At 59.0% G+C, this 11235-nt stretch carries 10 protein-coding genes and 1 pseudogene; 3 read left to right on the plus strand and 8 right to left on the minus strand.

All coding sequences use genetic code 11. From position 1 onward, the window contains the following. The first annotated feature begins 115 nt into the window (after positions 1-115). Both garL and ACSQ83_RS18105 read left to right on the plus strand, forming a co-directional pair. Entirely contained in the window at positions 116-910 is a 795-nt protein-coding gene (garL, locus tag ACSQ83_RS18100; RefSeq protein WP_436229091.1) for a 2-dehydro-3-deoxyglucarate aldolase, read from the plus strand. A gap of 36 nt (positions 911-946) precedes the next feature. Next, a pseudogene (locus ACSQ83_RS18105) lies at positions 947-1861 on the plus strand (2-hydroxy-3-oxopropionate reductase); the annotation flags it as partial. Positions 1862-1934: 73 nt separating this feature from the next. Here the strand turns inward: ACSQ83_RS18105 and ACSQ83_RS18110 are convergent. From ACSQ83_RS18110 to ACSQ83_RS18130, 5 genes are all read right to left on the minus strand, one after another. Next, positions 1935-2708, minus strand: coding sequence for a transporter substrate-binding domain-containing protein (locus tag ACSQ83_RS18110; protein ID WP_436229130.1), 774 nt, complete (start codon positions 2706-2708; stop codon positions 1935-1937). Positions 2709-2790: 82 nt separating this feature from the next. Beyond that, positions 2791-3519 (minus strand): amino acid ABC transporter ATP-binding protein, encoded by a 729-nt coding sequence (locus tag ACSQ83_RS18115; protein WP_213768409.1) that lies wholly within the window; start codon positions 3517-3519, stop codon positions 2791-2793. Next, the gene (locus ACSQ83_RS18120) at positions 3503-4156 is read right to left on the minus strand and encodes an amino acid ABC transporter permease (protein ID WP_436229092.1); all 654 of its coding nucleotides are present in this window, start codon (positions 4154-4156) and stop codon (positions 3503-3505) included. Before ACSQ83_RS18120 ends, ACSQ83_RS18115 begins: the two co-directional genes overlap by 17 nt. Then, on the minus strand, positions 4153-4902 hold the full coding sequence (locus tag ACSQ83_RS18125; protein WP_436229131.1) for an amino acid ABC transporter permease: 750 nt from the start codon (positions 4900-4902) through the stop codon (positions 4153-4155). Before ACSQ83_RS18125 ends, ACSQ83_RS18120 begins: the two co-directional genes overlap by 4 nt. Positions 4903-5026: 124 nt before the next feature. Continuing rightward, positions 5027-5848, minus strand: a complete 822-nt coding sequence (locus tag ACSQ83_RS18130) for an NAD-dependent epimerase/dehydratase family protein (protein WP_436229093.1) — start codon at positions 5846-5848, stop codon at positions 5027-5029. A gap of 172 nt (positions 5849-6020) precedes the next feature. Between ACSQ83_RS18130 and ACSQ83_RS18135 the strand changes: the two genes are divergently transcribed. Next, positions 6021-6767, plus strand: a complete 747-nt coding sequence (locus ACSQ83_RS18135; protein ID WP_414953284.1) for a FadR/GntR family transcriptional regulator — start codon at positions 6021-6023, stop codon at positions 6765-6767. A 24-nt stretch (positions 6768-6791) separates the two neighbouring features. Here ACSQ83_RS18135 and ACSQ83_RS18140 read toward each other — a convergent pair whose 3' ends face one another. The 3 genes from ACSQ83_RS18140 to ACSQ83_RS18150 all read right to left on the minus strand — a co-directional run bounded on the left by ACSQ83_RS18140 (position 6792) and on the right by ACSQ83_RS18150 (position 11230). Next, positions 6792-7820, minus strand: a complete 1029-nt coding sequence (locus tag ACSQ83_RS18140; RefSeq protein WP_436229094.1) for a LacI family DNA-binding transcriptional regulator — start codon at positions 7818-7820, stop codon at positions 6792-6794. Between the two features lie 223 nt (positions 7821-8043). After that, entirely contained in the window at positions 8044-9210 is a 1167-nt protein-coding gene (locus ACSQ83_RS18145; RefSeq protein ID WP_436229095.1) for an IS30 family transposase, read from the minus strand. 934 nt (positions 9211-10144) lie between these two features. Then, positions 10145-11230: an ABC transporter ATP-binding protein gene (locus ACSQ83_RS18150; RefSeq protein ID WP_436229096.1), complete on the minus strand. Its 1086-nt coding sequence runs from the start codon at positions 11228-11230 to the stop codon at positions 10145-10147. Between the last annotated feature and the right edge of the window lie 5 nt (positions 11231-11235).

Consider the following 11235-nt stretch of genomic DNA (forward strand, 5'->3'; position numbering starts at 1 on the left):
CCAACGCACTTGCAGTTCCGAAAAGCCACGATGTAATATGACGTCTGATAACGTATGAGATTGCCGGGATATTTCGGCGTCCAACTCAAGGCGTCAAGCCAGAGGAAGCCCAGCCATGACACCGTCTTCGCCGCACCAGCCTTACCAGCCGTTGCCCAACACGTTTCGCCAATCGGTCTTGAAGAGCGAAACGCAAATTGGATGCTGGGCCTCGCTCGGCAGCCCTATTACGACCGAACTGCTCGGCGTGCTGGGCTTCGACTGGATCCTGCTCGACGCTGAGCACGCGCCCAACGATGTCCTTACGCTCATTCCGCAGTTGATGGCGCTCAAGGACAGCCGCAGCGCCCCCGTGGTGAGGCCGCCAGCTAATGACAGTGTGATAATCAAACGGCTGCTTGACAGCGGCTTCTTCAACTTCCTGATCCCTTTTGTCGACAGCGCCGCCGATGCGGCTCGCGCCGTCGCCGCGACGCGTTATCCGCCGCAGGGAATTCGCGGGGTATCGGTGGGTCATCGAGGAAACCGTTACGGGACTGTAAGCGACTATCTAAGCACCGCGAACGACAATATTTGCGTCGTGGTGCAGATCGAAAGCCGGAAGGCGGTTGAAGCGATCGACGAGATCCTTGCCGTCGAAGGCGTTGACGCCGTGTTCCTCGGCCCGTCGGATCTTGCGGCATCGTATGGACACCTCGGTAATGCGAATCACCCGGATGTACAGAAGGCCATCGCGCACGTATTCGATCGAGCCCGCGCCGCAGGCAAGGCAAGCGGCACATTGGCTCCGGTGCAGGCCGAAGCGGAACGGTATTTGTCGATGGGCTGCCAGGTGATCGCCGTTTGTGCCGACATGGGCCTTCTCAGGAATGCGGCGCAAGCCGTGCAGAAACATTTCATGCAGACGTAGCTTGATGCAAGCAGGACGCAAGCAAAAGCACCCCGACAACTTGTGGAGATAGACATGCAAAAAGCAGGCTTCATCGGTCTTGGCATCATGGGCAAACCCATGGCCGAGAACCTCATCAAGAACGGCGTGGCGCTGACGGCGTTCACGCGTAGCGGCGTGCCGGACACGCTGACCCAGGCTGGCGCGGTTGCATGTGACAGCCCGGCCGCGGTCGCGGCGCAATCGGATGTGATCTTCATCATGGTGCCGGATACGCCGGACGTTGAGCGTGTCCTGTTCGGCGAAAACGGCGTGGTCGCCGCGTTGCGCGCGGGTCAGGTCGTGGTGGACATGAGCTCAATCTCGCCCATCGCGACCCGCGAGTTCGCGGCGAAGGTGCGCGAACGTGGCGCGGAGTATCTGGACGCGCCCGTATCAGGTGGAGAAGTCGGCGCTAAAGCCGCGTCGCTCACGATCATGGCCGGCGGCTCGCAAGCCACCTTCGACAGCGTGAAACCGCTCTTCGACATGATGGGAAAAAACGTCTCGCTGATCGGCGAAGTTGGTGCGGGGCAAGTCTGCAAGTTGGCGAATCAGGTGATCGTCGCGGCGACGATCGAAGCGGTCGGCGAAGCGTTGTTGCTGGCGTCCAAAGCCGGGGTCGATGCAGAGAAAGTGCGTACTGCATTGATGGGCGGTTTTGCGTCATCGCGCATTCTGGAAGTGCACGGCGAACGCATGACCAAACGCACGTTCAATCCGGGCTTCCGCATTGAATTGCATCAGAAGGATTTGAACCTCGCGCTCTCGACGGCGCAGTCGCTTGGCGTGTCGCTGCCCAACACCGCGACATGTCAGGCGCTTTTCAATGCTTGCGTGGCGCATGGCGGCAAAGCCTGGGATCACTCAGGCATGGTTCGCGCGCTGGAGGTTCTGGCCAACCACGAAATCGGTCAGACGCCGGCTGGCTGACGATCTGAGATTGAGCAAATAAAAAGGGCATCGCAGTCAACATCGCGATGCCCTTTTTTCATGCCATTAAAGCTTATCCCTTCGTCACGCTCGCCGGCAAATCGCGGCCGTGATACTTCTTGTAGATCGTGTTGAGCGCGCCACTTTTCTGGTTCGTGCTCACCCAGTTATTGACCCATTCCTTGAGCTTCGGCTCGTCCTTGCTCATCGCAATACCCAAGTCGAAATCCTTCTGCGGGAACTTCAGTTCCAGATTGCGGTTTGGCGCGCGCTTGACCATTTCGGCGAGGTTCGACGGTGTGCTGGAGAAGATGTCGACCTGCCCCGTCACCACCGACGTAATCAGCGTCGCGTCGTCCTCATAGCGCTGAATTTGTGCGCCCTTTGCCAACTGCGTCGTGATGGTGTCGTTGACGGTGGCACGCGTCAAGCCGATTGTCTTGCCGTTCAGGTCATCGTAATTCCTGACGCTCACGTTTTTCGTGCCGCCTACGATGATCGTGATGACCGCATAGGGAATCGAGAAGTCCACGACCTTCGCGCGCTCAGGCGTGATCGACAAATCCGCGATCACCAGATCCGCGCGCTTGGCTTGCAAGGTCGGTACGCGCGCTGCATTCGTGATCTGAACGAGTTCGAGTTTCACGCCCAAGTCTTTCGCTAACGCCACGGCCGTGTCCACATCGGAACCTGCCGGTTGAAGGTTGGCATCGGCGTAGCTGAAGAGCGGCGTGCCCATTGCAATCGCCACACGGATCTTGCCTGCTTTCTTGATGTCGTCGAGCTGGTCGGCCATCGCGCTGTGCGCTACGCCTGCGAGCAACAAAGCGGCCACGCAGCCGCGCATGATGAATCGGTTTGTCTTCAAAGCAGTCTCCATTTTTCTGGTCGGTTCAAAATTTATTCAGACTTGTGCTGCTAGTTAAAAGCTACAGGCCGTTATTCAGGAACGTTCGCAACTCGGGTGTCTGCGGTGCGTCAAGCATGTCGCCGCTGCCCACTTCCCAGACCTTGCCCTGGTGCATATAAATGATCCGGTCCGCCATGCGCTTGGCGAACGCCATCTCGTGCGTGACCAGCAACATGGTCATGCCGTCCTTCGCCAGATCCTCCATCACGCGCAGCACTTCGCCGGTCAGTTGCGGATCGAGCGCGGACGTTACCTCGTCGAACAGCATGACCTTCGGCGACATCGCGAGCGAACGCGCTATTGCCACACGCTGTTGCTGTCCGCCTGAAAGCTGCTCCGGGTAGGCATCGGCTTTTTGCGCGAGGCCGACCTGGTCGAGTACCTTCATGGCGACGCGGCGCGCTTCATCGCGTCCGAGTTTTTTCACGTGGCGCAGCGCCAGCATGATGTTTTCTTCAACGGTCAGATGCGCGAACAGGTTGTAGCTTTGGAATACGATGCCCACTTCGCGGCGCAACTGGTGCAGGTCCACCTTCGGGTCATCGACACGAATGCCGCATACCTCGATCGTGCCCCGGTCGATGGTTTCCAGACGGTCAATACAACGAAGTGCTGTGCTCTTTCCCGAACCGCTTGCGCCGATCACGGCGATCATTTCGCCTTTGGCCACTTCCAGTGACACGCCCTTGAGCACCTGATTCGAGCCGAAGCTCTTATAGACGTCCCCGAGCTTAACGATTGCCGACATTGAGCTTTTTCTCCATCGATTGGCTCCAGCGCGAGAGCGGATAACACAGTACGAAATAGAAGGCCCCGACCAGCCCGAACACGAGGAACGGCTGAAATATCGAGTTGTTGATGATCTGGCCGGCACGGGTCAATTCAACAAAACCGATCACCGAAGCAAGCGATGTCATCTTGATGACCTGCACCAGGAAACCCACCGTTGGCGGCAGCGCGAGACGCAGCGCCTGCGGAATGATCACGAGGCGCAAGGTCTGCCAGCGCGTCAATGACAGGCATTCGGCGGCTTCCCATTGAGGCTTGGGCATGGCGTTAATACAGCCGCGCCAGATGTCGCCGAGATACGCGCTGGTGTAGACCATCAGCGCAAGGCCGGCCGCGACCAGCGCCGGCACCTGGAAGCCGTACACGGACAAACCGAAGTAGACGATGAACAGCAGGATCAGCAGCGGAATGCCTTGAATGGCTTCGATATACACCATCGCCGGGCGGCTAAGCCAGCGGCGTGGCGAGATGCGCGCGAGCATCACGCCGAAGCCGCCGATGCTGCCCAGCACGAACGCGAGCGCCGAGAGCACGAGCGTCCACCAGATCGAGTGCACGAGATAAAACAGATGTGCCGTCGTGAAGCCGCCGGTCATGCCGCACCTCCGGGGATCACCGTATCGATCCGTCCTTTATCCGGCACCGGCTTGCCAGCCCGTTCCGCAGCTTGGCGCATGACCCGCCGACGCTTGAACGCGACCTCGCCGACGGCCCACGCAATCAGCTTGATCAGCAGCGATAACGCGAGATACAACAGCGCCACGACAATGTAGGTTTCGAGCGAACGAAAGGTATCGGATTGCACGGTATTGGCCGTTGCAGTGAGCTCTTCCGCGGAGATTTGCGACGCGATCGCCGAGGCCTGCATCATCAACAGGAACTGGCTGGTCAGCGCGGGATAGACCTTTTCGATGGACGGTTGAAGCATCACATGCCAGCCGATCCGCCAGCGCGACAGCCCCAGGCATTCAGCCGCCTCGATCTGCCCGCGCGGCACCGATTCAAGGCCTGCACGAATGATCTCGGCTGCATAGGCGCCGATGTTGATCACCATCGCGAGCGCAGCGGCCGTGAACGTCGGCATGCGCACGCCGAAGCCGGCAAGCCCGAAGTAGAGCAGGAATATCTGCACGAGAAACGGCGTGTTGCGCACGGCCTCGATATAGATCGAGCAGAGCCACGATAAAAGCCGGTTCTTGCCGCGCTTCGCAAAGGCGACCAGCGTACCCAGGATCACACCGAAAAACACCGCCACGGTCGTCATCTTCAACGTCAGCCAGGCGCCTTTCAGGAAGACGGGCCAGTACGGAAGCAGCGGGCTGAAATCGAGAGAAAAAGTCATCGCAGCAAGGTCTAGGTTGTACATGCATGGCGCAGTCGTTCGTCCCCACCCGCCCGCGCGCGGCGCCGCCCGTTACCGGGCTGGCGGCCTTATTTCAACTTCTTCTCCAACTTAATTCCCCACTTCATTCGAACGGTCCGGTGGTGGTGAACGCCCCGCCCTGCAGCACCGCAACGGCACTGCCGGGCTCAGGCGCCGGCTGCGCGTCGATCTTCGCCCGGAAGGGCTCCGACGAGTCGCGCGGCACGAAACCGAGCTTCGATGCAAACCGGTTATCCCACCATGTGACCTTGTTGTCTGACATCCCGTAGACCACGGTATGGCCGACATCCGGTGTAAAGAGGCTGCGTTGCAGGAGCTCGAGCAGGTCGTCGTAGCTGAGCCAGCTCGCCATCATCCGGCGATCCTTCGGCTCCGGAAACGCCGAGCCGATCCGGATGCTCACCGTCTCGATTCCGTAGCGATCGAAGTAGAACTGGGCCACGTCTTCACCGAACGATTTGGACAAGCCGTAGTAACCGTCGGGACGACGCAGCGCATGCGCGTCGATCTTCTCGTCCTGCCGATAGAACCCGGTGACGTGATTGGAACTGGCGAAGATGACACGCTTGAGGCCATGCCGGCGGGCGCCTTCGTAGAGGTTGTAAACCCCCTTGATATTGGCTTCCAGCACTTCTTCGAAGGGCCGTTCCACCGATACGCCGCCGAGATGGATGACCGCGTCACAACCCGCAACCAGGGCGTCGACTGCCTGCTTGTCCGAGAGATCGCAAGGGATGACTTCTTCGTGCGGCGCCGCGTCCGATGGCAGCGCAGCCGGCAGATCCGAGACCCTGATCCTGTCCGCGAATGCGCTCAAGCGCGAACGAATGGCTTTGCCTACGCCGCCGGCTGCGCCGGTCAGCAACAAACGCTTGAACGGAACTACGTGATCTTGAGTGGCCATGTCAGCCTGTCTCCAATAAGCGCGGCTACCGGGAGCTTTCGTGCCCCTTTCGGTCGGATCACCGCTTGATTTCATCTTTTATTGTACGTTGTCATATGACTACAGCGTGCATATAATCATTCGCAAATCCGTTTGTCAACTTTGGTGAAACATTATCCCAACCGAGGTAGCCGTGCAGAGACCGACTCGTGCCGTCTTCGAAACCCCGGCCTACCCTCATGTGCGGCGTAGCCTGACGACTGAACTCGTCGATGCGCTGCGTCAGCAGATCGAGACTGCCGAACTCAAGGTGGGTGCCCGGCTCGCGACCGAAGCGGAGATGGTGCAGCGCTTCAACGTGAGCCGCACGGTTGTCCGTGAGGCATTGTCGAAGCTGCAGGCTGCCGGACTCGTGGAGACGCGGCATGGCATTGGCACCTTCGTCTGCGAGGCGCCGGGCAAGGGGCTCTTCCAGCTCGACCCTGCGGACGTGGCAGGTTCCATCGACGCCCTCGCCGTGCTCGAGCTACGCATCAGCCTGGAGACCGAGAGCGCCGGGCTGGCCGCGGCGCGATGCGATACCGCGCGTATAGCGGCCATGCGGCGCGCGCTGAGCGACTTCGAGCGCAACGTGGGCGAAGCGAACGGGACCATATCGCCCGATATCCGCTTTCACCTCGAGATTGCGCAGGCAACCGGCAACCGCTATTTCGTGGACATCATGACGCACCTTGGTACCCACATGATCCCGCGTACCCGCCTCACCGCCACGCAGATTCCGCCCGACCAGTACGCGGATTATTTGACGCGCGTGAACCGCGAGCATGAACAGATCTGCGATGCCATCGAGCGAGGCGACGCGGACTCGGCGCGTACCGCCATGCGGCTGCATTTGATCAATAGCCGCGAACGTCTGCGACGCGCGCAAGAAGGCGTTTGAGCGCGGCGCCGACGTCACCTCACGCTACTTCAGAAGCGCATTTGTTTTGCGTGGAGCGGCAACGGAAGCGCGGTTCGTGACCGTCACGGGAAACTCGCGATAGATCGTGTATGCAGTCCCGTAGCACGCGTTGAGCAGCCATCGAACGGCGTTTTGCGTGAGGTCGGCGGTCGGGATGTGGACCGATGTCAGGCCCGGTGCGGAGAACGCGGCGGAGTAATCGTCGTCGTAGCCTACTACCGACATCTCGTCCGGCACCGAGATGCCTGCTTGCTGCAAGCACGACAACGCGCCGATGGCCATGGTGTCGTTGGCGCAGAACAGTCCGGTGAATTTTTTCTTCGACGCCAGCAGGTCCTTCACCGAGTCAAATCCGCCGTCTGGTGAAAAGTCCGATTCGATCAACTGAACCTCGGCCCGGTCGATGCCGTTGCGCGCGAGTTCGTCGAAGAAACCGGTGATCCGTGCCTGATTGTCGGACGCTTGAAAAGGCCCTGAAATCACGGCTATTTTCTTGTGTTTGTGCGCAAGCAGCGTCTGCGCTGCCAGCACCCCGCCGCGATGATGATCTGCACAAAACGATGCTTCCGGCATCTGTGCGAAGTCTCGATTGAGGAACACCATTTTCGGATGCATGTGGTGGAGCTTGATGAGGTCGTCGTCGTGGAGGTCGTGGCTGGTCACGACTACGCCATCGCAGTCGCGGCCGATCAGGAATTGCACGGCTTCGATTGCCTGGTCGCGGGGGGAGTCGTCGCCGCAGCCTGTTGCCACGACCACGTGGCGATGGACCTTGCGCAGCTCCGTGTCGGTCTGTTTGAGGATGGTGCCGTAGTACGGGCCGAAGAACGTTGGCACGAAGATGCCGATCATGCCGAGGGATTGCGTTGACAACGCGCGGCCGATTGAGGATGGCCGGAAGTTCAGCTCGGCGATGGCGGCTTGCACGCGTGCGAGTGCATCGGCGGAGACAGGTCCGCGGCCGGAGATGGCACGCGATGCGGTGGACATGCCAACGCCGGCTAGGGCCGCAACGTCCTTCAGGGTCGCCACTGGTGTTGCTCCGGGGTTTTGAGGTGCACTTTTTTTGTTCGCTCGCGCTTGGTGGGGGTTGGTCGGTTCTGGGGTGCGTGCTCGGGGTTGATGCCGGGTTGCACGGGTTCTGCGTTAGCGGTCGGGTTCATTGCCGGGTCGCTGCTTTTCAGGTCTTCGCGGGTTTTATGTTGGCTATTTTCTTTATCACTATTAGCCACTGTGCGTGGCGGCACGGGCGGATTCAACTGGTGATCGCAACACCTATAACTTCTGCAAGTTTATTGGCTGGCGTCATGAAGTCGAGGGTTTTACGTGGTCGTCCATTCAGAAGTGCGGCGACCTTGTTCAACTCGGCTTGTGAATAACCATCCAGGCGTGTGCCTTTAGGGAAGTACTGACGTAGCAGGCCGTTCGTATTCTCGTTGCTACCGCGTTGCCAAGGACTGCGCGGATCGCAGAAATACACGTCGACCTCGGTGGCAAGAGTGAACGTCTTGTGACTTGCCAGTTCGCGGCCACGGTCCCACGTGAGCGTTTGGCGCAACTCCTTAGGCAGCTTCTTCACCTGCTTGATCAGAGCCGACACGACGCTTGCAGTGTCTTTGCCTTGGACTTTCACCAGCATCACAAAGCGCGATTGGCGTTCAACCAGGGTGGCAATATGCGAATTGTTCGAGCCCGATATCAAGTCACCTTCCCAGTGCCCGGGAACCGCTCGGTCTTTCACTTCTGCGGGACGTTCGCTGATTGATACAGCATCGATGATCGCCCCTCTATTTTGTCCGCTGCCCGTTGCTTTTTTAGCACGCCGCATCACGCGATTGGTGCGCAAATGCTCCATCAGCTCCTTTTTAAGGACACCCCGAGCTTGTACATACAGGCTTCGGTAGATCGTTTCATGTGACAGTTGCATGAGCTTATTGACTGGAAACTGCCGTTTAAGCCAGCCCGATATCTGGGCAGGTGCCCATTGTAGTTTGAGCTTGCTTGCCACGAGCTGGCGTAATCGCGCCCGGTTTGAAAGTGCACAGGCTTTGGGCCGTAGCGCATTCTTCCAGGCGTTGGCGTCGGCCTGTTGTGCGCGGTACTTTATCGGCCCACCGTTGCGTTCGATCTCCCGGCTGATCGTCGATGGCGCTCGGTTCAGACGCGCTGCAATGCGGTTTGAAGACCAGTTTGCGCTCAGCCCACGCGAGATCGCTTCGCGCTCCTCGGGCGTCAGTGCGCGTGGCGAGCGCTTTCTTGGCAGTGGCGCGATGCCACCGCGCTTAGCAAGCATCCGGTGCACCGAGCCCACTTCACGCTCAAGCGCCCGCCCGATCTCGCTGACGGACTCCGCTGCGCGCCAGCGCCTCCAGATCTCGCCCTTCTGGGTCGACGTCAACCACGGTTTCGCTTGTCGTTTCATAGCTTCATCCTCCGATTTCCCTATTGGAACAGAGGTGTTGCATCGACCGGTTGAATCCGCCCGTCATTTCTTTGTCCAAAGCGACAAAGAAACGAAGCAAAGAAAACGCTTTCACCGCTCTACCCTAAGTGTCCACAGCGTGCAGTTCCATTTCATGGGTGCCCCAAAAGCACGGTGCTCGCCAGAGCCACGGATGTGTGAACCCCTCTTTCTCCGAACACGGATACCCCACGCTTCGCCACCAGTGTTTGAACCTGCCCAAGGCACACCCCGCGCTATCCGCCTAGAACCCACCACCGAATTTGTACGCACTTCGAACCACGTCGCCAACCCACCTTAAAACGAGGCCTCCGAAATGCGTGGGGCCGTACTCAACAAAACGCCCATACGACCAGCCAACAGAGTCACCAAAATTTCGAGCAGTAAGTACACGTCAGCCTTTGATTGCGAAGTTTGGGCGCGCGTCCGTAACGCGTACCTCTCAGCCACGCTACTAAGAAACGAAGCCTCGAAAGCTCGTCAAGCCGTGCGGGTTTCCTTGGCAATTGTGCTTGCCCGAGAGCGTACGGGGCGAAGCGTTTTACTGTCAGGATTCGCGAGAAGGAGGGTTTCAAACATCCGGTGCTCTTGCGAGCACCGTGCTTTTGGGGCGCCCATAAATAGAAACTGCACGCTGTGGACACTTAGGGTAGAGCGGTGAAAGCGTTTTCTTTGCTTCGTTTCTTTGTCGCTAAGGACCAAGAAATGACGTGCCGCCACGCACAGTGGCTAATAGTGACAAAGAAAACATCCAACACTAAACCCGCGAAGACCTGGAAAGCAGCAACCCGGCATTGACTCAGACCGCTAACCCAGGAACCGACCACCCCCAACATACCCCCGCCCACAAACACCCAGACCAAAACCTCCCGCTAACCCCAAGCGCCAGCGACCCTCACATCCGATCGCCACCAACCTCATCGAACAACGAAATACGCTCGCTATTAATAGAAAACCCAGTCACCTCATCCACCGCCGCCAACGCAGTATCCTGCGCAATCGACGCAATCTGGACACCATGATAATCGAGCCAAATTACCCGATGATTTCCCATCGGCTCAACCAGCGATACCGTCCCCCGATGCCCAAACCCCGGATCGATCGACACGTCCTCAGGACGCACACCCAACACGCATGACTGATTCTCCGACGGTGACCGAAGAAACGGATACTCCGACACATCAATGTCAACGTGCTCATTGCGAAACCGCATTTCCCCACCCTCGCGATGCAACGCCCCCTTCAACAAGTTCATACCCGGCGAACCAAGGAACGTGGCAACAAACAAATTGTTCGGATGCGCATAAACCTCCGCCGGCGTGCCGATCTGCTGAATCGCCCCGCTACGCATGACCGCCATGCGGGTCGCCAGCGTCATCGCTTCCACCTGGTCGTGGGTCACATAGATCATCGTGGCGCCCAGACGCTTATGCAGTTGCTTCAACTCACGCCTAAGCTCCGTACGCAACTTTGCATCGAGGTTCGACAGCGGTTCATCAAAGAGAAACACGTCCGCTTCCCGCACAATCGCCCGCCCGATTGCCACGCGCTGGCGCTGCCCGCCCGACAACTGCGCAGGCCTGCGTTTGAGCAAAGGCCCAAGCTGCAACATCTCGGCCGCGCGCGAAACGCGCCGCTCAATCTCGGCCTTGGGCGTGCCCGCAATGCGCAAACCGAACGAGAGATTTCGCTCCACATTCATGGTCGGATACAACGCGTAAGACTGAAATACAAGCGCGATACCGCGATCTTTCGGATCGGCCCATGTCATGTCCTGACCACCAATTTCGATGCTGCCGCCGCTCACATCGATCAGCCCCGCAATGCTATGCAGCAAGGTGGATTTGCCGCACCCCGAGGGGCCCAGCAAGACAAGGAACTCCCCCGGTTCAACTTCAAGGTCCAGCGACTCGATAATCGTATTCGAGCCAAGCTGGATCTCCAGGTCGCGGATTGAAACGTTCGACATGACTGTAGACATGAAAG

Origin of the sequence: Caballeronia sp. LjRoot29 (assembly GCF_964252755.1) — a bacterium.
Classification (GTDB): Bacteria; Pseudomonadota; Gammaproteobacteria; order Burkholderiales; family Burkholderiaceae; genus Caballeronia.

Coding starts and splice junctions, on each gene's coding strand:
- ACSQ83_RS18130 (WP_436229093.1), bottom strand. CDS start 5,848: ATGGCCACTCAAGATCACGTAGTTCCGTTCAAGCGTTTGTTGCTGACC.
- ACSQ83_RS18150 (WP_436229096.1), bottom strand. CDS start 11,230: ATGTCTACAGTCATGTCGAACGTTTCAATCCGCGACCTGGAGATCCAG.
- ACSQ83_RS18125 (WP_436229131.1), bottom strand. CDS start 4,902: ATGACTTTTTCTCTCGATTTCAGCCCGCTGCTTCCGTACTGGCCCGTC.
- ACSQ83_RS18145 (WP_436229095.1), bottom strand. CDS start 9,210: ATGAAACGACAAGCGAAACCGTGGTTGACGTCGACCCAGAAGGGCGAG.
- ACSQ83_RS18110 (WP_436229130.1), bottom strand. CDS start 2,708: ATGCGCGGCTGCGTGGCCGCTTTGTTGCTCGCAGGCGTAGCGCACAGC.
- ACSQ83_RS18120 (WP_436229092.1), bottom strand. CDS start 4,156: ATGACCGGCGGCTTCACGACGGCACATCTGTTTTATCTCGTGCACTCG.
- garL (WP_436229091.1), top strand. CDS start 116: ATGACACCGTCTTCGCCGCACCAGCCTTACCAGCCGTTGCCCAACACG.
- ACSQ83_RS18115 (WP_213768409.1), bottom strand. CDS start 3,519: ATGTCGGCAATCGTTAAGCTCGGGGACGTCTATAAGAGCTTCGGCTCG.